Source organism: Pedobacter sp. Bi126, assembly GCF_918698245.1.
Lineage (GTDB): Bacteria > Bacteroidota > Bacteroidia > Sphingobacteriales > Sphingobacteriaceae > Pedobacter.
Genome location: NZ_CAKKMS010000009.1, coordinates 141,218 through 167,069, shown reverse-complemented (window position 1 = coordinate 167,069; position 25,852 = coordinate 141,218). Strand labels below are relative to the sequence as shown.

14 protein-coding genes are annotated in these 25,852 nt (G+C 42.1%); 1 reads left to right on the top strand and 13 read right to left on the bottom strand.

Features of this window, described 5'->3' with window-relative positions; translation table 11 throughout:
• Positions 1 to 59: 59 nt before the first annotated feature.
• From LQ201_RS24235 to LQ201_RS24190, 10 genes are all read right to left on the bottom strand, one after another.
• Positions 60 to 4,145 carry a hybrid sensor histidine kinase/response regulator transcription factor gene (locus tag LQ201_RS24235; protein WP_230146240.1) on the bottom strand — a complete coding sequence of 1,362 codons (4,086 nt, stop codon included), beginning with the start codon at positions 4,143 to 4,145 and terminating at the stop codon, positions 60 to 62.
• Between the two features lie 206 nt (positions 4,146 to 4,351).
• Positions 4,352 to 5,914, bottom strand: coding sequence for a DUF4832 domain-containing protein (locus tag LQ201_RS24230; RefSeq protein WP_230146239.1), 1,563 nt, complete (start codon positions 5,912 to 5,914; stop codon positions 4,352 to 4,354).
• A 34-nt stretch (positions 5,915 to 5,948) separates the two neighbouring features.
• Positions 5,949 to 7,172 (bottom strand): SusE domain-containing protein, encoded by a 1,224-nt coding sequence (locus LQ201_RS24225; protein WP_230146238.1) that lies wholly within the window; start codon positions 7,170 to 7,172, stop codon positions 5,949 to 5,951.
• A 56-nt stretch (positions 7,173 to 7,228) separates the two neighbouring features.
• Positions 7,229 to 8,875, bottom strand: coding sequence for a RagB/SusD family nutrient uptake outer membrane protein (locus tag LQ201_RS24220; RefSeq protein WP_230146237.1), 1,647 nt, complete (start codon positions 8,873 to 8,875; stop codon positions 7,229 to 7,231).
• A gap of 13 nt (positions 8,876 to 8,888) precedes the next feature.
• Positions 8,889 to 11,882 carry a TonB-dependent receptor gene (locus LQ201_RS24215; protein WP_230146236.1) on the bottom strand — a complete coding sequence of 998 codons (2,994 nt, stop codon included), beginning with the start codon at positions 11,880 to 11,882 and terminating at the stop codon, positions 8,889 to 8,891.
• A gap of 393 nt (positions 11,883 to 12,275) precedes the next feature.
• A complete protein-coding gene (locus LQ201_RS24210) occupies positions 12,276 to 14,066 on the bottom strand; it encodes a glycoside hydrolase family 2 protein (RefSeq protein ID WP_230146235.1) in 1,791 nt (596 codons plus the stop codon).
• A gap of 12 nt (positions 14,067 to 14,078) precedes the next feature.
• The gene (locus LQ201_RS24205) at positions 14,079 to 16,073 is read right to left on the bottom strand and encodes a glycoside hydrolase family 97 protein (protein ID WP_230146234.1); all 1,995 of its coding nucleotides are present in this window, start codon (positions 16,071 to 16,073) and stop codon (positions 14,079 to 14,081) included.
• A gap of 841 nt (positions 16,074 to 16,914) precedes the next feature.
• A complete protein-coding gene (locus tag LQ201_RS24200) occupies positions 16,915 to 17,241 on the bottom strand; it encodes a multidrug efflux SMR transporter (RefSeq protein WP_215126290.1) in 327 nt (108 codons plus the stop codon).
• A 105-nt stretch (positions 17,242 to 17,346) separates the two neighbouring features.
• Positions 17,347 to 18,198 carry an NmrA family NAD(P)-binding protein gene (locus tag LQ201_RS24195; RefSeq protein WP_230146233.1) on the bottom strand — a complete coding sequence of 284 codons (852 nt, stop codon included), beginning with the start codon at positions 18,196 to 18,198 and terminating at the stop codon, positions 17,347 to 17,349.
• Positions 18,199 to 18,357: 159 nt separating this feature from the next.
• Positions 18,358 to 19,089, bottom strand: coding sequence for a YafY family protein (locus tag LQ201_RS24190; RefSeq protein WP_230146232.1), 732 nt, complete (start codon positions 19,087 to 19,089; stop codon positions 18,358 to 18,360).
• Between the two features lie 352 nt (positions 19,090 to 19,441).
• On the opposite strand from LQ201_RS24190, the gene LQ201_RS24185 reads away from it, so the two are divergent.
• Positions 19,442 to 20,713 carry a hypothetical protein gene (locus LQ201_RS24185; RefSeq protein WP_230146231.1) on the top strand — a complete coding sequence of 424 codons (1,272 nt, stop codon included), beginning with the start codon at positions 19,442 to 19,444 and terminating at the stop codon, positions 20,711 to 20,713.
• Between the two features lie 89 nt (positions 20,714 to 20,802).
• On the opposite strand, the gene LQ201_RS24180 is transcribed toward LQ201_RS24185, so the two are convergent.
• From LQ201_RS24180 to LQ201_RS24170, 3 genes are all read right to left on the bottom strand, one after another.
• Entirely contained in the window at positions 20,803 to 21,726 is a 924-nt protein-coding gene (locus LQ201_RS24180) for a DUF4886 domain-containing protein (RefSeq protein ID WP_230146230.1), read from the bottom strand.
• 110 nt (positions 21,727 to 21,836) lie between these two features.
• The gene (locus LQ201_RS24175) at positions 21,837 to 23,516 is read right to left on the bottom strand and encodes a sodium:solute symporter family protein (protein ID WP_230146229.1); all 1,680 of its coding nucleotides are present in this window, start codon (positions 23,514 to 23,516) and stop codon (positions 21,837 to 21,839) included.
• A gap of 22 nt (positions 23,517 to 23,538) precedes the next feature.
• A complete protein-coding gene (locus LQ201_RS24170) occupies positions 23,539 to 25,818 on the bottom strand; it encodes an FAD-dependent oxidoreductase (RefSeq protein WP_230146228.1) in 2,280 nt (759 codons plus the stop codon).
• Positions 25,819 to 25,852: the final 34 nt, after the last annotated feature.

Below are 25,852 nucleotides of genomic sequence, written 5' to 3'. Positions count from 1 at the left end.
GATATTAATTTTTTTGCTATGTCCAATAAGGCAGCATATCTGCCCATCGCCTATCATGGTTACACTGTATTGCTTTCAGCGCTATAACGCTTTTTATATTCAGACGGACTGGCTTCGAATTGTTTTTTAAAACAAACACTAAAATATTTTGCGTTGTTAAACCCGGTTTGATAAGCAACTTCAGCCACGGTTAAATCTGCATGCTCGAGCAAATAGGCACTTCTTTTCAATCTGATATTTAAAATAAATTCTTTAATAGACATGCCAACAATATCGTTGATCTTTTGATAAAGAATAGTCCTTCCGGTGTTCATATCAGATACAAAATCGTCGACCGAATAATTGGGATTGGCCATATTCTGCTCAATAAATTTCATGGCCTTAATCAGCAGTTCCTCATCCATTGAGGTAATGGTAACATTAGATGGGTCGACCACCAGGCGCTTGCTGTACATTTCGCGCATTTCTTGCTGGTTTTTTAAAATGGTATCAATCTGCTGAATGAGGTATTCTACTTCAAAAGGTTTATCGATAAAAACCGTGGCTCCATGTTCAAGCGCTTTGGTTTTGTTCTGGTGTACATCGCCCATACCAGATATCATTACGATAGGAATATGGCTGGTTTTAAAATTCTGTCGCAAATGGCTGCAAACCTCAAATCCATTGGTATTAGGCATCACCAGATCGGTAATAATCAGTTGTGGATAGATTTTTTCGGCCTTAAAAATACCCTCCATCCCATCGCTGGCCATGTATACGTTGTATTTTTCAGACAGTCGCCGTTCCAGATAATTCCGAAGATTAGGGTCATCATCAATCAACAAGATGCTGGTGGCTTTTCTGGCATTTTTTAATGTATGATCAGGCTCTTCAGCTTCTAACAGGATATCGTCTATCTCTGAGATGGTATAATCGTATACGCTCGACTGCATATCTCCCGAGCCGGCTTCTTTTTTTAGGGGAAGCATCATGGTAAAAGAAACTTTATTGGTTTTATTCACCATCCAGATTTTCCCCTCAATGGCATCCACGAGCTCTTTTACAATAGCAAGGCCAAGCCCCGAACTTTCTTCAAAAGTTGGCCGGTAAGACGACAAACGATTGAAAGAGGTAAATAAGGTAGCAATCTGCGCTTCAGAAAACCCAATACTGGTATTCAATACCTCCACAGAAATATATTCCCGGTCCTGATGATCTGGCATAACATCCACACGCAGTCTTTCTTCCGCTGTAGATTGGTAAATCCTTACGCCAACGTAACCCTTGTTAGAGGTATATTTTAAGGCATTGGAGAAAAGATTGGTCAAAATCTTTTCGATAATATCGTAATCAAAAGCAACATATAAATGATCTTCATGTGCCGTTATGTTGGTTTCAATCTCTTTTTTGTTCGCATAAAGTTCAAAAAGGCCAAAAACGTCGTGTACGAAGCTGATAAAATCTCCAACCTGAGGGTTTAGTGTCACTTTCTGGCTTTCGATTTCCCTGAAGCGTAACAATTGGCTGATTGTACGTTGGATACGGGCAACATTTTTCTCAATTAACTGCATATATCCAGTGGCGTGGTCGTTTTTCTGCACCGTTTCTTTTAACTGCTTAAGGGGTTCGAGCACCAGGGTAAGCGGTGTCTTCAGATCATGTGAAATATTGGTGAAAAAATCTGTCCTCGCCTGGTTTAGATCCCGCATATTCTGTTCTTTCATCGTTTCTAAAGCCAGCCGTTCCTTAAAAACCTTCTTGTTGGTAAAGTAACGCATAATGAAAAACAGGAGCCCCAGTACAATTAAAGTATAAATGGAGTAAGCCCACCACGACAGGAAAAACGGTGGATTCACATGAAAATAAAGTTTAGAAACTTCGCTGCCCCAAAGCCCATCGTTATTAGAAGCCTTTATTTCAAAAGTATAATCGCCACTAGGCAAATTGAAAAACTGTACAGCATGCTGACTGGTATTGATCTTGAGCCATTTATCGCTAAGACCGACCATACGATAAGAAAATTGATTTTTATCGGCAGATAGATAGCTGTTTGAGGAGAACCGGATTTCGATGTTTGACTGATTACTGGAGAGTGAAATCCTTCCGTTCTCCTGGTTGCTTAAAGTAGAAATATCTTTCGCCAATGGTGAATCTTTGGAAATGTTGCTCACCTGTTGGTTGTTGATGAGCAGGCCAGTGAAAAATACCTTCGGCTTTTGTAGGTTTTTGTTCAGGTATTGCGGATCGAAGAGTAAAAAGCCATTTGTACCTCCAAATAACATCTCTCCATTTTTGGTTTTATAGGCCGATCTTAGGTAAAAAGAACCGCAGCTGTTTGCCTTATAAAACCTCGCTTTTTCAAATTTTTGATTTTTTTGATCGAAAAAATACAGTCCATCATTGGTGCTGAACCAAATATTTCCAGAAGCATCATCTTCAAGAATACCGAAAACAATCTTTGGAGGGAATCCATTTGCGCCATTGAAATTAAGGTATCGGCCATCTTTCTTTAAAATGTTAACTCCTCTTCCGGAAGTGCCGAGCCAAAGATCTCCATTTGATGCTTCATAATAGCTACAGAGATGATTAACCGAATATGGGCCATTTTTGATGACATAATGCCGCAGCACCTTTAGGGTTTTGGGATCTGCAATGTACAAGCCCTGATGGCTAACGATCCGTAAATGCTGTTGCTGATCGAGCGAAATGGCCTCAATTTCTACATCCAAAGGTTGACCATTTAAACCAATAAGTTTCACGATTTCAGTTGCTGACGCTGGCTGGTTTTTCTTCCGGTGAAAAAAGGTTTTATCAGGGTCAGTCATCCACCAGGTACCTTCGGCATCGCGTACAAAATCATACACGGTTAAGGGCTGTTTACTTTCTGGCGAGCGTATGTCGAGGTTGCTAAAGCGCCCGGTCGCCATTTCATAGGCAGAAATGCCACCATTAAAAGAAGATACAAACAGGTGTTTTCGCTCAGGATCAAATTTTAAGCGCTTTACCATGTTCGAATTGATGGCGTTGGCTTCGCCTTTGGTGAAATGCTGGAAAGTATCTTCTTTTCTGTTCCAATAGTTAAGCCCGCCGCCCTCGGTTGCAATCCAAACATTACCCAGGTCGTCTTCCTGAAAACCGCTAACTATTGGATGGTTAAGCCCTCCTGCGCTCGGTGTAAAATAGCGCACATATGCGTCATAGAGTGAACAATAAGCAATTTTACCACCGTATGTTCCAATCCAGGCACCCTGATCCGGATCGCCATAAATGGTCCAGATTGAATTATTTGGCAGGGAAAAAGCATCGTTCAGGTTCATTTTGAGCAATTTGCTTGTTTCTGTCCTTGGATCGTAAAGCAAAAGCCCCGACTGTGTAGCTATCCACATCATTCCGACCTGATCGATGAAAATCTTTTTAGCCATAGTTGCCTGGGGCCCTCCGGCCATTATTGGAATATTTTTCTTAATGACTCCCTTCGCATCGGTAATGAATATACCCCCGTATTGTGTAAGAAAATAATAATCGCCCCGATAGGCCACTGCATCGTTAACTACATAGGAGGTTTTGCCCAAATCGGCAAAAACAGTAAAGCGCGACGTTTTGGTATCGAACCTATACAGTAAATTTTCCTGCGAGAGGTAAATGTTACCCTTCAAGCTAATTACGCTATTGAAATATCTGCTGGTAGGCAGTTTAATTTTTTTGACCGACTTGTTTTGTTGGTTATATCTTAGCAGGCTATCGCCCGAGAGCATGTAAACATTCCCATCGTCATACAGACAGATTGAGCGGATTTTCCCTGGAAGAATTAAATCAAAATTAAACCGTTCGTAATTAAACCTCAACAGGCCGTGGTTTGTTGCTAAAAACAATCCGCCCTTTTTATCAGTTACAACCGAGCCATAAGCCCACTTTACCTTCGGATTACTCAATGAAGCCAGTTCGTTTAACTGATAAAAGCTGTTTCCATCATACATAAAAACAGCATCAGGGCCGGTATACCAGATTCGCCCCAAGCTGTCCTTAGTGATGCTCTGAATGCCTCCGTAATAGAATGTTTCGGGCATTACATGAAAACGATACCTGGAAATATCAATCGCAAATGCACTTTTTAGTAGAAATGCAGTGAAACAAAACAGCAAACAAATGATTTTCCGGATATCCATAAGGTTAAAGCAGAAGCAGGTAAAGTATTGGATTTTGAAATTACCACTAAAATTTTTATCTATAAATTTATTTCGATTTCTATTCTCTTTTATATTCACGATGTTACACGCCTGGAAGGGAAATCATTAAATGATGGTGTTCAATAATTTCTAAGATCGAAGCGCTCGTTTACCCTAAAGCAAACAAACGCTTCGAAAAGACCTTCTTATTGAACAGCTACATCCATCAGCTTGAGCCACCCTGTGGAAGTTAAATCGCCATTTACAGCAATTTTTATCCCCGGTTGATTTTCTTTTGTAGTATCAACAATGGCTACTGCCCAGGTATAATTTCCTGCAGGTACGCCTGCGCTTAGCTTAAATTCGTAAGTGGCAGGGTTATTTTTTAACCAGGTTGATGGTTCGGCTTTGGTATCAACAAAAACTTTCTTCACATTGTTATTATCATCAAGGAGTGCAAAAGCCACTTTATATTTGAAGTTCCATTGCTTAATATTGTTTGGAAAGTAACCCCAGCCCATGTTTCTCCAACGGTGTGTAATGGTGGTTTCGCTTCCACTAGTCAATTTTTCTGGCAGGTACACCTGATCCGGATATAAACGGTAGCCGCCTTCAGAAACAAAACGTTGTGTTAAGTTAAATGCCTTTGTAAACCAGCTTTCAAGTTCTCCGACACGGAAATCCATCATGTTCACTGCTGCGTCTGCCGAGGCATCAAATTCGCCCTGGCGCACATCTTCAGGATGATCTTCCCTGTATTTACCATTCGGATCGGTCCAGTAGCGGTGAGTGCCTGTCGTAATCCAGCCGCCTTCCATAATAACCGGACATTTAAAACTCCATGTTTTGGCAAAGTTTTTTTCCCAGCTTTGGTAATAATCGCTCATGCCGAAAGCATCCTGTCTTAAAATGTAACCTTTGTTAATTGATTTTACTAAAAGTTTATCGCTGTTTGCATTGGCTGCGCCCCAACTTGCCGGATGGCCAATTAAGCGGTGATAGTTGATTACCATCGGTACTTTATCGAAATTCTTAGTATAAAGGTTGGTTACCCAGTCAAAAACCTGTTCCTTAAGCGCTTCGGTATTTGCGCCAGTTGAAGTATTGGGATCTTCATAAATTACATTGTGTGCCTCGCCCCATTTACCCAAGCCATAGGCATCGATAAAAGAAGTGCGAACCGGATCGTTGAAATCTTTGGCCAGTTCTTCAATAAATTTGGCATAATATTGCTGGAAAACTGGATCCTGAGGATAAGGCGTACGGCGGCTGGGAAATTTACTGTCTTCCAGGTAATATTTCGCTCCGGCATCGAATACAAACTGCGGGGTATTTAAACCCTGGTCGCGGCCATCTACAACAATCCTGAAAGCAATTGGCAAGCCCCTGCTTTCTGCACCTTTAATCATTTTATAAAGTGCTGAACCTGGATTTCGCCATGCATAAACGCCGTTTGAGGGGTTGAATGTTGCCCAGCTGGTTCGGATATAACAGGCAGAAGCATAATCTATCGCCTTTACTTTTTTTCCTAAATCGGGGACATAATATTCGGTATCCCAATAAGATTCGTTACCAGAACCCGAGCCGTACATTACCCAACCGTTAAGCGGGTTGCGAAATACAGCACTCCTGTTGTACTTAGGTTTAACCAAAGTACCTTCAGCCTTAGCCGTTTCTTCATCGACATTTTTTTTACAGGCAAAGCCCATAACACCCATCAGGGCTAATAATGCTTGTGAAATCAGTATTTTATAATTCATTTTTTTCATCTTTTATTTTTTTGAGGTCCCATCACTAACTGTATCATCGTTTTTCTGCCAGTATGGTCATATTACGCAGGTCGAATACAATCACATTTGTACCAGATGGAATAGTATAATAAGAATTGCGCTGTGCACTGGTAGAGCCGCCAGATAGTGGCGCAACGGTACCCTGCACAAGGGTAAGTTCTTGTGCGGTACCGGTGGCGGTAAGTGGGCAGCTAAATGCGTAGGCCAGGTTTTTATTGTTATCATTACCTCCATAAACAATAAACTTGGTTTTACCCACCCTGCCTCCGGTATATACCAAAATCTGAGGATCGGCCAAACTCACTTTACAGTCCATTTTTATCGGGGTTCCAAAACTATTCACGGCCCCGTGCATCCATAACTCAGCAATGGTGGTTGTTTGGGCAATTCCGCCATCACCGTTCCAGGTTACAACTTTTGGTGCCAATGCCTGCGCCGGAGAATAAATGGTTGCGGTTGCTTTTTGCATATTCACTACAACTCGGTATTTCCCTGCAGTCTCAATTTTCCATGAAAAGGCGGTTTCACGCATTTTTATGCCAATAGCGGTCCCGTCTTTTACCGTCGTAGCCGCATCAGCAGAGGCGATATAATTTGTTGAACCATTATATTCAACAGGAATTTGTAGTTCGCCAGGCTGTAAGTCGATCAGGTAGGCATACTGATTTAAATTCTCTAAAGTTTTGGGCATTTCAACCTTACTTAATCCCGGAACAGCGCTTCCGCCCAAAAATATTTTATCGGCATCAAAAACAACTGTTCGGATAGGCGTTACGTTAACCTGTACTGTTCTTACTTCAGGCGATTCAAAAGTGGCACCACCCTCCCATTGTGCAATAACCCTGAACTCTAGTGTAAAGGATTTGTTGGTAGGAATGCCCCATTTTTGATTTGCCCAGTTTTGTAATTGTTCAGAAGTGAAACTTCTGCTAAATGTTCCATCATCTTCGTAATTCATAATGGCGGTGGCCGAACCAAAGTTGTTCCCAACCAGATCCAGCTTGGTGATATAAGAAACTAAATGATCATTTGATTGCGGCCTCGCCGGATGCCACGAAAAGGTGACAATGTCTTTGCTGAGGTTGTTTTCATCAAGTGTTATATTCGCCGAAGATAGCTGTAGCACCAATTGTTCTTCAACTTTTTCAATATCGCTGACTCCCTTTTTGCAAGCTGTAAAACCGATCGACAGAAACAGTAAAAGCCATATTTTATATAAAAATCTATTTTTTTTCATCTGATATAATAGCATAAGTATTCATTTAACTTTGTTCTATTTTAGCACGCTCAGCACTACTTACCGTAGCCTGGATTTTGAGGAAATACCGCATCACGGTTTGCATCAATAATCGATTGTGGAATTGGCCACAGGGCGTGATAATCCATAATTTTGCCTTTGATGGCCGTATTATAAAGTTTCACCCGATCTACCAGCTTATTGGTACGTACTAATGTAAAACGTCGGCTTTCCTCTCCCACCAGTTCCCTGATGCGTTCATCGAGGAGAAAATCCATGGTCATCTGGCCTGCGCCTACTACCGAGGCACCGGCACGTTTACGCACCTCATTTACTGCGTCGGCGGCTTTCGCCAGGTTTCCTTGTCCTAAATAAGCTTCTGCGAGCAGCAGATAGGTTTCTGCCAGTCTAAATTTCACCCGGTCTTTATAACTTCCGGTTAGGCCAAGGTTTTCTGCCCGTCCGTAAAAAAACTTAGTAATTGCCGGAAATAAACTTTTGGTAGAAAACCAGGTTTGTTCGGTAATATTTGCTTTTTTGCCATATAATGAGGTTTCGCCGGGGTTATTATAGTACCAGTTGCGTTTGATGTTATAATTGGAATTACGGATATCCGTTGCTTCAAAAATCCCTGGAACATTACCTGTAGCATTTGTGCCTGCGGTTCCAACCCACCACTTCATCGGAGTGAGCTGTGCCAGGCCCCTTCCACCCAGGGTATCTGCTAAAACGAAACCCGTCATGGTAGAATAATTTGGACTCCAGGCCCTGCGGCTCCAATCGTCTGAATTGGTACCACCACCTACAGTATTAAATTCGAACTGCAAAACCCAGATACTTTCCCGGTTTGCGTTTTTTAACCTGTTCTGGTTATTCTCCAGGAAAAGATCACTGAAAACATCTCCAGCCTTATCTTTATTTACGCCAAATCGTGTTTTCATTAAACCATAATAGCCACTGTTGATTACCGCGAGTGCAGCTTGCTCAGCAGGTACATAGGCTTTGTTCAGCAGGTGCATTTCGCTCAGTAGATGGTAAGCAGCCCATTTGGTAAGCTTCCCGTCCTTTACCTGATCTGGATTTGCAGGTAAGTGCTGGCTGGCAAAAGTCAAATCGTCAATAATATGCCCCAATACCTCTGCTTTTGGGGTACGGGTAAAATTGAGTTTAAAATCGTATAAAATGGTTTCTACATAGGGTACGTCTCCATATAAATATACTAAGGTGCGATAAGCATATGCGCGGAAAAATCTGGCCTCTGCCTGAAAACGTTCCTTATCGGAAGGTGAATCCCAATTGGTATTTTTTTCCGAATAGATAAGCATTAAATTGGCCGATGAGATAATACTGTATGCCCAGTTCCAGTAAGTGCCAACAAACCTTTCTGATGAGTTTAACGTAAGATTTGCAAAAGGCAGCAGTGATGCATCGCTGTTGATGACATCAGCAATATCTGTTGCAGCCTGTAAAGCCTCGTAAGGGCATGCTCCATTGTGGATATAAGCTCCACCTTCGCCAAAAGTGTTGTATTCAGAGCGGGTAAGGGCGTATAATCCGGCACTTCCTACTTCAAAACCATAGGTACTGGTATAAGTATTGGTTGGTGCCAACTCTGTTTTCAAATCTTCTACCAGAAATTTTTTACACCCCATTGCCGAAAACAATATGATGAGTGCCAATCCTGTTTTTATAATTTTTTTCATGTGATAAAAAGCGTTAGAAATTTACGTTTAAACCGAACATATAAGACCGGGCAGTTGGATATGAGGCCATCCAGGTATTATCATAGTTAAGCACCTGCCTGATGTTCGAAATTGTATTTAGGTTGTTAACACTTACGTTAACATCAATACCATTTACACCAAGCTTTTTGGCCAATTGTTGTGCTATTCGATACCCAAGGGTGATATTTTTTACCTGTACATAAGAAACTTTTTTATAGTAGCCATGCCCGAAATTATTGTTGTATCCCGGCGAAACAATAGTTGCTTCCGGATTTTCTGGCGTCCAGTAATTGGCATTGTGTACATAATTGGTTATTCCGAAAGTCCACGAACTGATATTGGCCATATTATCATCGCGCCAAACGCCAAATACCCCGGTTACCAATGCCGACAGGTAAAAGTTTTTGTAGCTTACCCTGTTGCTTAACGAGGCGGTATACCTTGGCATCTTAGAGCCAATAACTTTGCGGTCTTTAGAATCGATGAGCCCATTACCATCCACATCTTCTAGCTTGGCAGCGCCTGCTGCTGCACCTTGCTGAACGGTATAGTTTTCACCTTTTTGCCAAATGCCAACCATATTATAATCGTAAAAAACCCGCAGCGGTTTACCAATAAACCAACTGTTATTTACATCATCAAGCCCATCGCCCCTGAGTTCTACAATTTTATCTCGGTCTAAGGAGAAAACAGCTGTCGAATTCCATTTAAAGTTTTTAGCATCAATATTGAGCGAGTTTAAGGTAATCTCTAATCCTTTATTCTGGGTTTGGCCGATATTATCCCAGATTCTACTGTAACCGTTCATAATCGGAACGGTACGGGTCATCAGTAAGTCTTTGGTTCTAGACAGGTAGGCATCAATTGTACCGCTTAAACGGTTTTTAAACAATTGAAAATCCAGACCAACGTTTGTGGTATAAGTTGTTTCCCATTTCAGATTGGGATTACCAACGCCATCACCAGCAAGGTAAGCGGTATTTACGGCCGTACCACCATCACCCCAGATGTATTTTACGCTCGAGTAAAGGCGATCTAATGTTCGGTAAGCCGTGATGGCCTGATTACCATTAGCACCATAGGAAACCCTTAGTTTGAGTAAATCGACCCAGTTTAACTTATCTTTAATAAAACTTTCCTCACCGATATTCCATGCCAGGGCAGCTGATGGGAAAAAAGCATATTTATTATTTTCACCAAATACGGAAGCACCATCCGAGCGGCCAGTAAAGGTTACGATGTATTTCCCTTTATAGCCATAATTGATCCGCCCCATATAAGATAAAAGTGCTGTTTCTGATAAATTTGATGACATGGTGAGGTTGCGTGCCGCAGTACTCATCATGTAATAACTGGTGTTATCGGTTACAAAGCCCTCGCCACTCTGTGATGAACCAACGCTTTTGGTTTGTTGCATACTAAATAAGCCTGTAGCATCAAAACGGTGATCGCCGAGGGTGCGTTCGTACTTCAGTACGTTTTCCCAGGTATAATCGTTATAATGTCCATTATTGATAGATGCCCTACCGCCAACTAAACCGGCCTGTTCACGACCGTCAAAGGTATCTCTTCCGTAATAGGTGCCTGCAAAGCTGCTCCTGTAGTTGTAACCGAAATTCGAGCGTGCAGAAAGTCCTTTCAAGGGCAACTTAATATCAGCATAACCACTTAGAAAAAAGCTACGGTTTATTCTATCCTGGTCTGCATTCACATTACGCATGGGGTTAACAATGAGCGAAGACTCCATCGGCTCGGGAACATAATAACCCGCAGCATCTATATATTTACCATAAGGGCTCATTTTGATGGCGTGTTCAATATTCGGGGTAACGCCTCCATCATTTCTTTGCGAAAACTGGGTACCAAGGCCAACAGTTAACCAATTATTAAAAGTCTGGTCGATATTGGCAGTAACATTCAGTCTCGAAAGCTTCGAATTATAAACTACCCCTTCCTGACTGAGCGAAGAAGCTGCCGCCATGTACTTGGTGTTTTGTGTGCCACCGGAGATACTTAACTGATGGTCCATCGTTATTCCCCTTTTAAAGATATAGTCTTGCCAGTTATGAGTAATGCCATTTTTATAGTTCTCCCGCTCTGTTACACTCATGATATTTCCGGCAATAGGATCGAGCTGGTCGCCGGTGTACCCTGATTTTAAACGACCGATATCCTGTTTCAAACGGATAAATTCATTTGGTCCCATTACATCAATCCGTTGCATTGGCTCAGCAAAGCCCAATTGCCCGCGATAGGCAACCTGCGCTTTACCCAGCATCCCTCTTTTGGTCTGGATCAGGATGACACCATTAGATCCACGGGCACCATAAATGGCCACTGCCGATGCATCTTTTAAAATGGTCAGGTTTTCGATATTATTGGGATCAAGGTCTACCAAAGATCCGCTATAAGGTATACCGTCCAAAACAATTAGCGGTGAGTTATTGGCCGATAATGAGTTTTCTCCACGGATCAGTAAAGCCTGGTCCTGACCTGGAGCAGCATTTCCTGTTGTGATATTAAAACCTGCTACCTGACCAACCAAACGATCCATGAGATTCGGCGTAGAAACCATATTAATCTGCTCCTTTCCTACTACAGCCAGCCCTCCGGTCAGGTCTTTTTTCTTGGCGGTACCATAGCCCACAACGACCACTTCATCCAGCTGTTTATCGCCAGCCATTTTAACATTAACGATCCCTGAGGCATTTACACTTGCTTCCTGGTTGCTAAAACCAACATAAGAAAATACCAGAATAGCAGCAGGTGGTGCCTGCAAGATATAATTTCCGTCTTTATCAGTCGAAGTACCCGTATTGCTTCCTTTAACCCTTACGGAAACCCCAACGAGTACCTCGCCCTTCTCATCGGTAACTTTACCGGTTATTTTTTTCAGGTCCTGCGCATAACCGATGTTTATCATCAATAAAATCAGCACAAGCATTATAATATGGCCCTGGAGCCTGATTCGTATTTTTTTTATCATGTAGAATTATATATGGTTAGTATTCGGATTATTATTTTTTTTGCTCCCGGTAGGCATGAGCTTGAAGAGATTGGATGTTTATCATGGGCCTGATGATTTGCTGGCAACTTTGATGTTTTGCTCAGGCTTGGCGGAAATGACAACGGCCCGAAAATCAATGATCTGTTGAATGCTCATATTATTTGGTTGTGATATCTGGTTAGTACAAAACTACCGCTAAAGCCCATTCCAAAGGGTTCGTTTTTGTACGGAAATGGTTTGTTTTTGTACAAAGGAGGCACTAAAGGGCAATTGTTATAATAATTTTAGCGAAATAAGGGTTACTTACTAGGGTGCATATTTTTCTGCTTTAAGTAGTTCTGAAGACTTAAAAAATATCCCTCATATAAATGTTTACTTAATGTTTTTGTAATAATCTGCTACGATATACCAGGCTTTTTTGCGGAATCCCTGATCTGAAACAAGGCCCTTTCTATTCCAGCCATCCTGGTAAGTAGGATGGAAACGGAAAGGTGATCGAAAATCGAACAATACCCAGGGAGAAATTCCCCGCAGGTTTGGAATGTGTTTAAACATCTCCAGATTGTCTTTATACAGCTGGGCCTGATAATCTTCACTCCATGAGCTCGCTACATCAGCGTCTCCGGTTTTACCGTACAAGGCTTCTGCGCCAAATTCGGAGATGATTAAAGGCTGGTTTCTGGCTACATCCCAAATGGCCTTATCGGGTGTAACTGGCCAGGGATGATACCAGCCCATGTATTTATTAATGGCTACCACATCTAATTCCTTAATGAAAGGATCATCCATAACAAAACATTGCCTGTTGCGATCAAACTTCACTAAATCGAATGCAGCTGTGATTAAACGAGTACTATCAATCTCCTTTGAACATTTGATCAGGTATTTCAAGAATTCATTTCTGGCTTTTGAGGGCTGTGTTTCATTTGCCATGCCCCAAAATGAGAGCGCACACCGGTTTTTATCCCGCATCACCATTTCCTTTATCATGGCTCCTGCCTTTTTTCTGGTTTCCTGATTTTCAAAATCAATTCCCTGCCAGATTGGTGTTTCTTCCCATAACAAAAAGCCCATTTTTTCGGCCGCACGTACCGTATATTCATTTTGAGGATAATGTGCCAAACGGATCATGTTACAACCCAATGCCTTCGCTTCAGACAAAAGCATCACGGCATCGGCCTCAGAAAAAGCGCGACCTTTTCGCTGTGGAATCTCTTCGTGAAAGCTGATGGATTTTAAAAAAACCGGCTTATCATTGAGGTAAATCTCGGTTCCTTTTACAGCCAGGTTTCTAAAACCGATCATTTCGTTTACCACATCTTCGGCAGTAGATACGCGTATGCTATAAAGCTTGGGCGACTCTGGCGACCAGCGCTGCAGCTGTTTTATATTGTTGATTGTAGCCCTGGCGATTCCCTGCTGATCTGTAACCAGCTTTCGTTTAATTTTCAACTCGGGAATTTCGACAGTTACCGCTACATTTACCTGGCTACCAGCAACTTTAACCGCTGCATTGATTTGATTGTTACGGTGTTTATCCAGCTGAATAAAATAATCTTGGATATAAACTTTGGGTGTTGATACCAGCATCACATCACGCGTAATGCCTCCATAATTCCACCAATCGAACGATTTTGCAGGAATGGCATCAGTAGTCCGGGTATTATTTACCTCGAGGGCTAAAAAGTTATCCGAGTTCTTGACCAAGTCCGTAACCTCCACCTGAAAAGGCGTAAAGCCGCCTTCATGCTCAGCAATTTCTTTTCCATTGAGGTATACCTTACAGCGATAACTTACCGCTGCGAAATAAATAAATAAGCGTCCATTTTGCGCTTTAGGTACATCAAAATGTTTTGCATACCAAACGGTGCCTTCGTAGTACTTCAGTTCCGGCAACTGGCTGTTCCAATCAGATGGTACATTTAGTTTTAAGCCGCCATCAAAGGAATATTCATAAAAATCTGTTTTGCTAACAGGCTTTTTATTCAGGTAAATTTTGTTCTTTCTCCCCTGATCATATTGATCTACAATGGCATCCCATTTCCCATTAAGAGATTGCATTTTTCTTCCATATACATTGACCAAAATATCCTGTGCAAAAATGTTCGACAGCAAGCAGCACGGCAGTATTAGCAAAGAAAAAATGGTTTTGCTTAGCTTCATAAAATTATTTGTTTACTTTTTAACGATTTTCATAGCGAAGCCACCACCCTGGGCCATGGTAATGGATAGTTTGCGATTGGCAGGAATAGTGATCCGCTCTTTTCTATAATCGGATGCGATTTTATCGGCGTTTACGCCATCACGATAAATCTCTGCAACATAATCTCCTGTACCAAGGAAGCTGAGATCAAGTTCCAGCTTACGGGCATCCCAGTTGGTTAACGATCCCAAATACCAGGTATCGCCCTTTTTGCGTGCGGTGGTAATATACTTTCCAATCTCACCATTAAGCACGATGGTATTATCCCATACTGTGGGGATTGCGCTGATGAAGTCAGTGCATTCCTGCTCCCTTTCATAATTATCGGGGCTATCACAAAGCATATTCAAAGGCGATTCGAATACCACATATTCAGCCAGTTGCCTACAGCGGGTTCCCTGGCTCATCGGTTCATCATTTATTCCCCTATGGCTTCGTTTGGTTGCATTACGCATGGCACCCTGGGTATAATCAACAGGCCCTGCAACCATCCTGATAAAGGGCATGGTAACATCATAGGTAACCATATCCATTTCAGGTCCGGTCCATTTCATTTGCTCAAGGCCGTTCACCGCTTCGTAGTTGATTACATTCGGGAAAGTGCGGTTCAGACCTGTTGGTTTATAGGTTCCGTGAAAATCAACAAGCAGTTTATATTTAGCAGCTGTTTCTGCCGCCCGGTAATGAAAATCAACCATCTCCTGATCATCACGATCCATAAAATCGATCTTGAAACCTTTTATCCCCAGTTGCGAATAATGTTTACACACTTTTTCCAGGTCTCGCTCAAAAGCGTAGTATCCAGCCCAAAGAATCAGGTCTACATTTTTAGATTTTCCATAGGCAACAAGCTCCTTCAGGTTAATTTCGGGTACAACCTCGAATAAACTGGCTTTAAGGTTTACCGCCCAGCCTTCGTCGAGAATAACATATTCAATTCCGTTTTTGGATGCAAAATCAATATAGGCTTTATAGGTTTGGTTATTTACCCCTGCAACAAAGTCTACTTTGCTGATGCCCCAATTGTTCCACCATTCCCAGGCTACTTTTCCTGGTTTTATCCATGACACATCTTTTAACCTGCTGGGTTCAGCCAGTTTATAAACCATATCATTATCGGCCAATGCTTTATCAGTTGTAGTTACGATAGCAATACGCCAGGGAAACTTTGTTTCTGCCTTGCTTTTAGCCAGATAAGGCTGACGGGAACTTACAATTTGCTGCAGCTGGTTATGGCCACCCTGTTTTGTAGATTTGGGATAAGGTGCAAAGTTTGCTTCTAGGGTGGTGGTGCCACCAGGATTATAAAGATACATACCAGGATAGCTTTGCAGATCTGCCTCGGCTAAACATACTTTCTTCCCGCCATCAAGTTCTACCACCAACGGAGAAAAAGCCAGTTTATCCCTGTTCATTTCACTTAGAAGACTGTAGTCGTATGTGTTTTCAAATGAGTTGAAATATTGTCCTTCGAGCGTCTTCTCCTTTGTTTTTACATACGGAATGTAGGCTTTGTAATCTTTAGGAAATCGGAACGATGCCAGTTCTTCATTTACGATGAAGTCTTTTTTACCATTGGATACAAAACGATAGGCCATTCCCTCATTATAAACCCTAAAAATCAATTTGAAATCTTCTTTGAAATCAAGTGTTAATTCCGAATATTCATCATTTATCCGGCTTCTTTTGTAAAAGTGTGCGTCAATTTTTTCTTTAACAAGCGTGGTTTTGGCCTGCTTCAATTGGGATCTGATCCCAAAGGCGTTTCCATTACCCAGTTTCATGGCAATGGCGTTAGCACTCAGTATCAGTTTGCCATCGTGAAACAGCTGATAGCCAATAGTATCAGTAAGGAGAACACCCACTTGCAACCGCCCATCGGGCGAAGTAACACTAAGCCTCTTTTGGGCGATTGCGGGGATAGTTAGGAACGTTAAAAGGAATAGGCGTAGTATTTTTTGTTTCATCAGTTATACTGTTATTTAAGTGTTGATTTCTCCTGACCCGGCAGTGGTTTAATTGGATGCTGTTTGTGGTATTGGAGAATTTCCAACAGTATGCGAAAATGTTCGCCGATCGATCTCATAATAATTTGTAGCTATTGTATTTGGTGAGTCCAAAACTAGCTAAACTGCCTACCCGAAGGGTTCGGTTTTGTACAGAAATGGTTCAGTTTTGTACAAAATGAATTTTTAGCCGAAATTTAAGACCTCTTGTCGCGTATATGCCAGCAAAAGCGAGGTCTTTGTAGGATAAACACATTAGGCTCATGGAAGAATTGCCTCGGTCGAATTCCGAAGTCTTGTCTGAAGCGTAACCTAAATGGTCCTGCGTAGCCTCATCCATGGTAAATACATTAGATAGCTGCTGCCGGTCTGCTACTTAAATGAGCGACGCTAAACACAATGGCGACAGAAAAACGATATCAGCAAATGTTTGTGACGTGATATCGGATTGAAAATAATTCTCTTTAATTGTTCAACTATTTCTAATCCGACCCTTGAATAAGGTTCTATATTTAGCATATTAAATGATCTTTTTCAGTGGTTGGGCCTGATTTCGCACATAGTAAAAGCTCATTATTTCAGATCAAAAAAAACACTATAAGTAATTGACTACCAAAACAATACAATAAAAAAAAGATCAATCTTTAAAAATTCAGACACTATACTGCATTTAAAAAGAGCTTATGCCTGTAAAATGATCTTGCTCAAGCTGGTAATCCAGTTAACACTGAGTTAGGTCGAGTCATGCTTCAATAAAAACAAATTTGAATGCAAGACCCTGACCTAAATAAAGACTGCAAAACTATTCCGCTACGAGTTTAAGTCCAATCAGTGATATCACCAATGTACTCAGAAAAAAGAGGCGCCAGAAAGTAGCTGGATCTTTAAACACAAGGATGCCAACCACTACTGTACCTACAGCGCCAATACCTGTCCAAACAGCATAGGCAGTTCCAATAGGCATAGTCTGTGTAACTTTCATTAATAAAAGCATACTAAGAGACATGGTTATAAAAAAGCCAAGGTACCATAGATAAACAGCGCTTCCGGTCGCTTCCCTTGCCTTGCCTAAACATGACGCAAAAGCGACTTCGCATAGGCCGGCGATTGCTAATAAAATCCAATTCATAGTTACATTATTTACCTGTTAAGGTATTAATAACAAATTTACTGTCCGCCTCATTGGTAGGTGATCAAATATATTGTGACCTGGGCGGATCGGTCAGTTTCTGTATTATTCTTTTACCAGATCATGGATATACTGCTGTAGCGTAATTTCTCCCCTTACAGCGTTCTTCGGCGCCTCGATATCATTAGCTGCTATTTCGGTCATAGCCGCGTAAGACGCAGCGGCCTCATCAGAAAACCCTACAGATTTAAAAGCATTAGTCCAATCCTGCTTCGGAATCACTTTTACGCTTACCTTCTTGCCCAGTGCATCAGAAAACGCGTCAGCCACATCCTGTGGCGAATAAAGTTCCGGGCCTACTATGGCATTCAACTCCGGTCCGTTGTTGGTTGTCATAAACCTTGCCGCCAATTCCCCAATGTCCTGAGGCGCGACCATCGGTATCTTAAGCGCTTTTGGAAAGAACGATATAAGTTCGCCGGTTTCTTTTATGATCGGCAACGATGATGCCCAATTGCTCATGTAATAGGCTGATCTGATGATCTGATAAGGGTATCCAAGAGTCCCTATTCCTTGCTCAAGTTCATACAAGGTATTGAGATCACCAATCCTGCTGCCAGACCGTGCCCCTAGTGTCGAAGCAACAACTATCTTTTCTGCCTGCGTTCCTTTTAAGGCCTCCACTAAGGAAGCGACCGTTTTCCTTTCCTGAAGGTCCGTGTCCGTCAACGGGTCAGCAGGCGGATTCAGTACAAAAATGTTTTTTCCAGTTTGAAAGATCCCGTTCAAACCTTCGGTGTCATAAATATCTGCAACTGTAAATTTTGCGCCTTTAGCTTGCCAATCAGCTGCAGACTTCGAGCTTCGGGAAATAATGGTTACCGCCTCGCCGCTTTTGAGCAAGGCTTTTGCTAAGGCAGATCCGATCTGCCCCGTTCCTCCAGATATGATATTCATAATGCTATAGGTTAAATTTCGTAATAGATCAAAAATACAAGCTACTGTGACAACTCTCTGTCATAGGTATTTTCAACTTGGGATTTTTTATTAACCGGTGCGCGTTTAGACAAATTAAGAAGCTGGAATAAACCGATGGTTCAGAAAAAAGCTGCAGCGTTAGGGATGTATGCTATCTTCTGCCAGTCTGTTGAGGTATTGAGAGATCGTCATTTTATGTGGCTCAAATCTTTCGTTAAGGATATAAAAGGACTGGAACCGGTCAATCCTAAAAAAACGGTAATCCTTCCGCAACCGGCAAAAGGCAAGTAACAACCACTTGTTTGCCGCATAAAACAAAGCAAAAGGCTCGACTACACGCTCTGTAATTTCATTTTCTTTTAAAGCGCAGTATTCGATTTTAATGAGCTTATAATCGGTTAGTGCCTGTTGCAACTCCGCCAAATGACTGCTCGATGGCTTCTCATCGGTATTAACATACACTTTTACACGTTCAGAGAGTAGGTTCATTTTCTCTTTTTCCGCATAACGCAGTACAGCTTTTACCTTGTCTGTCGCGTTGCGATAATTTCTAACCAGTGAATCATCGTTATTACCGGCAACGAGTTTTTCAGCGGTGATAACAGCAGCTGCTTCGCTTTCCGTAAACAACAATGGGGGTACTTTATAGCCCTCTACCAACGAAAATCCTTTTCCTTCTTCCGTAAAAACCGGAACACCGGCCTCTTCCAATAGTTTGATGTCCCTGTAAACAGTTCTTGTGCTAACTTTAAACCGGGTGGCAAGATCAGTTGCGGTTACAATTCGCTTGGTCTGCAAAACGGTAAGCAAGGCAATAAGCCTGCGTAAACGGGTAGCACTGCCAGATTGGTATTGGTTATTTGACGACATATGGACAAGGCATAAATTAAATATCTACTTTATTGGCTATTTTAATATATCGCGTTCTATTTGGGCATCATTCAACTCCTTTTATAGCCCCTCGGCTATTGGATAAATCTATAGCCGCTTTCTTAAAGGACTCATCAAACACTCGTTTCTCCTCTATTCAAATTTAAATTTTCTGTTCAAATTTTACACATAAATCCCCTAGTTAAATGTAGCAACGCTAATCCTCTTGATGTGGGAGGGCGACAAAGCCTCGGTCTTTCAACATATGTGTCAGAAAAAAAACCATATGAAGTATCCGCTAACACTTGATTTATTTAAAATTGATTAATTAAATCACTAACCAAATCTACTTATGAGAAACAAAATTTCACATGTGCTCATCGCAGCACTATTGTTTGCCGGCTGTTCAAAAAATGAAATCAACGAAGCAGAACTGTTAATTCCGCAAAAAACGACCGCAGCGCTCAGATCGGACTCCGTTAACGGAAGCATGGCAGCGCTCGCTGTACAGGGTACCGCCGAAATTAATGCCTCTACTGTACAACAGTCTATAAAAGGGTTCGGTGGAGCCAATATTGTGGCATGGACAGGGGACTTGACAAGTACCCAAAGAAGTACGGCATTTTCACCTACAAACGGCATTGGTTTAAGCATCGTCCGCGTACGTGTTCCAAATTCCTCCGCAGAGTTTGCTACTGAAAAAGCAACTATCGATGCATGTAAGTCATATGGAGGATCGGCCATCGCCTCAGCATGGTCAGCACCCGCATCGATGAAGACCAATGGAAGCGTAGTAGGTGGCAAAATCAAAACAGCTTCTTATTCTGCCTATGCTGCACATTTAAGTGCATTTAATAGTGCAGTTGGCGGCCTCGCCGCCATTAGTCCCACGAATGAGCCGGATTATCAGGTCAACTACGAATCTATGGAGCTTACCGCTCCGGAAGTAGCCGACTTTGTTGCTGCACAGGGCAGCAATTGCGGCGCACCGATTATGGCACCTGAACCATTTCAAATGAACCAGACTTATATTAATACCTATCTCAGTAATGCAACTGCAAAATCAAAAACCAGTTTTGTATGCGGCCACATTTATGGTAAAACGCCTTATAACCTGGGGAATATTGGCAAACCAGTGTGGATGACCGAACATTATACCAATTCGAGCATAAGCGGGGAAGATTGGCCAAATGCCATGACAGCAGCCAAAGAGATCCATGATTGCATGAATGCAGGATGGAGTGCGTATGTATGGTGGTACATCAGAAGAAGTTACGGACCTATCAGTGAAAGTGGCAATATTCAAAAATTAGGTTATATCATGGCACATTACGCCAGATATGTCCGCCCGGGATATACCAAAATCAGTTGTACTTCAAATCCAAGTACCGGTGTTTATGTTACCGCATACAAAAGCGGAACAAAATTAGTACTTGTTATCATAAACCAAAATGCAGCTGTTACTTATCAGCCCTTTAGCTATACCGGGATTTCGGTTAATGGATTTAACCGCTATTTTACAACAAGCACCACAAATCTTGGCTCAAACAGTTTCGCGGTTTCAGGCGGAAGCTTTGGCATTAACCTTTCTGCATCAAGCATTACAACACTTGTATCTTATTAAATTGCGTTTCCCTGGCCAAATGGTCAGGGAAATTCCATTCCTTTATTAAATCAGGCAGCATATTCTGCAAGGAGCGGTAAGAAACAAAATCAATTTTTGGAAACCTTTATAACCTTACTCGCAACCTCAAGCAGATAACTTTTAAAATCATCTGAAACAGATGCGGGTTTAAATCCTATTTTTTTCGGGGAATCTTTAAAAAGTATCCCGTACCAAATCAAACCGCCTAAATATTTCCCCGCATCATTCGCATGGTTTGGATCAAAGGCCAATTCTTGTTTGTTCCAGAAATAGCCCACATTGATAGAATGCGTTTGATCGGGCAAACTGGATGCAACAGGATGTTCAAAATCAAAAGTTGTATCCTTTTTATAGCCATATTTTTTATTGGTTGCCACTTCTTCAAACGCATCGCCAACAGGTAAAAGCCTTGCATTAAACTGTTTCGCCAGTTTGCGGTATGCTTCACGAGATTTTTGCCACATTTCCAACTGGTTTTTAGCCAATTGCGCTGGCCCAACTTTCCCAAATTTCTTTGCATCAACACGGTAAGCCCAAGTTTGGTGAATCACGATTTCTGCATTTGGTTGAAGCTTTTTAATGTAGTCTACCAGTTTTTTTGCGTATGGATTGTAGCTTGATGAATCGCCGGAAAGATATGAATATTGCTGGATCGTCACTACATCCCAGGTACCTTGCGACAATAACATTTTTAGCGATTTGCCTCCGTATGGCTTTCCTTTAACATCGGTTGAATCCTTTTCAAATTTTTCTACATAACCCCAATGTTGCTCCAAAGAATGACCGCCAAGTTCTGCCCTACCAATAATTAAATTTTTACCCATTTCTTTGGCCATTTGAGGCAGAAAACTGGTCGCATTTTGCGAAAAACTATTTCCAATTACAAATAAGTGTAATGTATTGTTATTGGTTTGACTGAAAGCATTAAGACTAAAAGCAAGCAAAAAAATGAATAATCTGCTGCCTTTGTACTTTAAAAAGAATTGTATCATATTTATAAATTTTTGTTTTTACTTCGCCTAGGTGGGCTTTCATGTATTTATAGGGTCCTACTCCTGAAAATAAAAAAGCACCCACTCCATAAACTTTTGTACGGTTTGCCTTAAACAACCAACTTTTTACTGGCTACCCGCCATATTAACCCTGCCGATATCAGGATTAGGCCGCCAACAGCCATAACGGTGATTGAAAAGTCCTTTGCGATATATCCAAGTATCCCAATGCCTATCCCCACAATACCCATTGAAAGTGCAATAACACCTATCCCGAATTTATTTTGTTTTGCAGCCTCAATATGGAGGGCCGGATCTACAACCCGGACCGCGGTAAGCTCTTTTTCCTGCTCCATTTCTTCTACCTTAATTGAAATATGCCCCTTAGCAGTATAATATATTTCGAAAAACAAAAGAACCGCTATTGGAATGCCCATACCCATGCATGTTTCCATGGTACGGTCGAGCTTTAAACCCCAGATACTAGGGGCAATTACTTTAAAGAACAGGTTGATCAGCAATGATGCTACGGTGGCGGTAACGACTGAAAATCCCGTTTGACGTTTAGAAAAAAGTGTCCAGATGATCGGTGCAAATAATGCTCCCCCTGCAATAGAGGCAGTACTTAAAACCACTTCAACAATTCCCCCGGCACTTGGAATCCAAATGGCAACAATTATTGTTAATACGCCAAAAACAAGGGTAAAGAATCTGGCCATCCAGATCACTTCTTTTTCTGAAGCTTTCGGTCTGAGCAGGTTTTTATAGATATCCTGTGCAAAAACAGTCGAGGCCATATTAATCGTTGTATTGGCCTTACTTGATGTGGCAGAAACCATTCCGGCCAGCACAAGTCCTATCAAACCTGCCGGCATTACTTTTTGGATCAACATCATGTATGCATCTTCACTTTCCAGTCCCTGAAGATTTGGATTGATCACCCGGTAGATCATCGGTGGGATCATCCAGATAAAAGGGCTTACAAAATACAACATGGTAAATATACCTGCTACCTTTTTTGAGTTTTTCTGGTTAGACACACTCGTATAACGTTGCACGTATGACCAGTTTCCGCCGATATAAAAGGTCTGATATACAATAAAAGCCAGCATAAACCCAAAGGTATAGTCCTGGTTAAAAGGTTCAAAAAAATGTGGCGGCGCTTTTGCCGCGAGGTTTGCCGGTCCTCCGATCTGGGAAAAAGCAATAGGGATCACAATCAGTACCGCAGCTGTAAGTATCACAAACTGAACCACGTCGGTTACTAAAACCGCCCATAAACCGCCAGCAGCGGTATATACCACAATGATCAATCCGATCACAATAATGCAGGTTTCTAGGGAGTATGGGGTAGCTACATGCACCATTTTACCAACCGGATACAATACAGCTGCAGTAGTAAACAGGCTCAGCAGCAAGGTCATATAGGTATAAAACTGTTTTTCGGCCGCACCAAACCGTTTGCCGATGTATTCGGCTGCTGTTGCAACACCTGTTTTTTTCCATCTTCCGGCAATAAAAAAGGTGACAATTAAGCCACTGATGGCCATTGTTAATTGTATTGCATTGGCAACCAGCCCATGTTTATAAGCTATAGATCCCCAAACCACAAAGGTTCCGGCCGAAAAATAGCTGATAAACAAGGATAGGCCATTAATCCACCAGGGTGTTTCTCCCCCGGCTTCGAAAAAAGCCTGTCCGCTTTTACTACCCACGCGGGTAAATGTAAGTCCGATACCGAATATAAGTAAGGCAAAAACCGCCATTACCACAAAATCTAATTTTCCCATTTAATTTATCTTTTATTTAGTATTATTGATAGCAACGCACCGAGAACAAAGCTGCAGGTACATCACCTGAAGGATGCTCCAAATATATCGTTAGGCTCCTGGTATTTAAAGGCTCAGTTAGCTCAATGATGTTCCTGGTTTGATAATTACCGGTTTTAGTAAAAACAACGGTCCCTTTATCGTCTTTAATTACATAATTCCTTACGCAAAACGGCATCACATTTTCCGGATGCCCCATCAGGACAGACTCCATCGGATGATCAAAATCAGTATCAAATAACAACTCGATCCGTTTAACGGTCTTGATTTCTTTCCAGCTGATGGTTAGTGCCGGATTTTTATCTTTCCAGTCGGCCACCCACGCATTTGGAGCAGAGACCGGCCTATCAATGCCATTGGTAACATTTGCAGCACCAAAAGCATTGATGCCCGATTTGTAGTTAAATGTAATATTGTGCCCTTCGGGCCTGCGCTTGGGGCACCAAAATTCAAACTCATCTACCCCGATATCCGCTGGCGGACTTTGTTTTCCATAATTGGATACGTCCTTATTAATGGCGTTGAACACGGATAATAGCCCCGTAACGCGCTTCGCTGAGAACTGCAGTTTAACATTAGGATTCTTCATAAAGGTAAGAAACGCATAACTTTCCTCAGGCATTACCGCATCAAAGCTGATCTTCAAGCAATTACGCCCAACATTTATTGGCAGTAAAACTTTATCTATAGTCAAATCTGGCGTATGGTTGCTCTTTTTACTGCTGATTCTAAGTTCCACTTCCAGCTCCGTTGCCACATCTCCTTCTGCATGTACAACAAAAGCCCCTATTGCACCTGCTTTTAAGGGGATCATCTGTGCAACAGAAAACTCAAGTGGCTTAAACAATTCACTTTCAGGAAGACCTGTCAGCGACAGTTCTGAGGATGCGGTAACCTGCGCATTGCGCACAAGGTCGAGCGCATCATGGAGTACAAGCTCTGGAATGTGATGCCCACTGCGCAGCAGCTCAGTCTGCAGTTCAGGAATAAATCCTTTATGATAGAGTTCCGCTGGCAACAGATTTTTGTCTTTACAGATCTTCGCTGCCATGGCAACTGCCTGCGCGGCATAGGCGGCAGTAGCCATAACCCTGGTAGAGCCAAAGGCAACATGCGTGGCACTGATAATTCTACCAGCCAGAAAAAGATTCCTGATGTTGCGGCTGTACAAAGCGCGGTAGGGAATCTGATAAATGCCCTTGCTATGCCATTGATTGCAACCGGGTTTCTCGCTGAACACCCCATCTGCCGGATGCAGATCTATGCTCCAGCCACCAAATGCGACAGCGTCATCATGCAATTGCTGGTTAACGATATCCTGTTGTTTGATGATGTATTCGCCTTCGAAACGACGGCTTTCCCTTTTGCCTGGTATGGTACCTACCCATTCTAGCGCAAGGTTTTCGGCTTCGGGAAAATTGCCAGAGTTTTTTACATAGTTCCATGCACCATAGGCTACTTTCCAGAGCTCCCATTTTATTTTTTCGGTATCATGTACCGTATCCAGTCTTCCTCCATACTCCAGCCACCAAAGTTTGCATCCGTGCTCCCTGGCATTAAAATTTTTAAACCTGGGGATTTTTGTAATATCATCAAGCGCATAAGAAGGAGCTACAAACTTTACGGGTTTGCCCGTATCCTTACTGTAAAAATACAGGCTATGGCCAAGCAGTTCGCCATATTCTTTTGTAGGCGCAAACTGTTCTCCAAATTCTTCTTTGGCCTCTGCTCCCATCCTGAATGCCGCACCCGCCAGAAAGGCCACAATGCCATCTCCTGATGCATCGCAAAAAAGTGGTGCGTGTATGATATATTCTGTAGAATTCTGACTGCAAAAGGCTTTTATGGCGCTCAGTTGATCTGTGGCTGATTTTTCTACATCATAAACCCCGGTATTGAGCAATAAGGTAATATTTGGCTCTAAAATAACTTTATCAAGCAAAACCGTATCAAAAATCAACGGATTTCCTTCAGGGTTCCGGTACATATTTTCGACCATTAACTCATCCACAACACCACCTTCCCTGGCCCAACGGTTATTATTTCCCATATGTGATGTAGCGCCCAGCATCCATAACCTTACCTCACTGCTCGCATTTCCGCCAAGCACGGGCCTGTCCTGCACCAGTACAACCTTTAAACCTTGCCTCGCAGCGGTAATTGCGGCACAGGTTCCTGATACTCCGCCGCCTATAATGGCAAGATCTGCCGCAAGTTCGTTAGATCGCAGTTGCCTCTTTTCGCCTCCTTGATTTGTTATCATAAAATATTCTGTATTATTTCTTTCCTTCTGTTAT

Bases quoted from the DNA above. Each gene is read 5' to 3' on its own strand.
- LQ201_RS24235 (WP_230146240.1), bottom strand. From the start codon at position 4,145: ATGGATATCCGGAAAATCATTTGTTTGCTGTTTTGTTTCACTGCATTT.
- LQ201_RS24230 (WP_230146239.1), bottom strand. From the start codon at position 5,914: ATGAAAAAAATGAATTATAAAATACTGATTTCACAAGCATTATTAGCC.
- LQ201_RS24225 (WP_230146238.1), bottom strand. From the start codon at position 7,172: ATGAAAAAAAATAGATTTTTATATAAAATATGGCTTTTACTGTTTCTG.
- LQ201_RS24220 (WP_230146237.1), bottom strand. From the start codon at position 8,875: ATGAAAAAAATTATAAAAACAGGATTGGCACTCATCATATTGTTTTCG.
- LQ201_RS24215 (WP_230146236.1), bottom strand. From the start codon at position 11,882: ATGATAAAAAAAATACGAATCAGGCTCCAGGGCCATATTATAATGCTT.
- LQ201_RS24210 (WP_230146235.1), bottom strand. From the start codon at position 14,066: ATGAAGCTAAGCAAAACCATTTTTTCTTTGCTAATACTGCCGTGCTGC.
- LQ201_RS24205 (WP_230146234.1), bottom strand. From the start codon at position 16,073: ATGAAACAAAAAATACTACGCCTATTCCTTTTAACGTTCCTAACTATC.
- LQ201_RS24200 (WP_215126290.1), bottom strand. From the start codon at position 17,241: ATGAATTGGATTTTATTAGCAATCGCCGGCCTATGCGAAGTCGCTTTT.
- LQ201_RS24195 (WP_230146233.1), bottom strand. From the start codon at position 18,198: ATGAATATCATATCTGGAGGAACGGGGCAGATCGGATCTGCCTTAGCA.
- LQ201_RS24190 (WP_230146232.1), bottom strand. From the start codon at position 19,089: ATGTCGTCAAATAACCAATACCAATCTGGCAGTGCTACCCGTTTACGC.
- LQ201_RS24185 (WP_230146231.1), top strand. From the start codon at position 19,442: ATGAGAAACAAAATTTCACATGTGCTCATCGCAGCACTATTGTTTGCC.
- LQ201_RS24180 (WP_230146230.1), bottom strand. From the start codon at position 21,726: ATGATACAATTCTTTTTAAAGTACAAAGGCAGCAGATTATTCATTTTT.
- LQ201_RS24175 (WP_230146229.1), bottom strand. From the start codon at position 23,516: ATGGGAAAATTAGATTTTGTGGTAATGGCGGTTTTTGCCTTACTTATA.
- LQ201_RS24170 (WP_230146228.1), bottom strand. From the start codon at position 25,818: ATGATAACAAATCAAGGAGGCGAAAAGAGGCAACTGCGATCTAACGAA.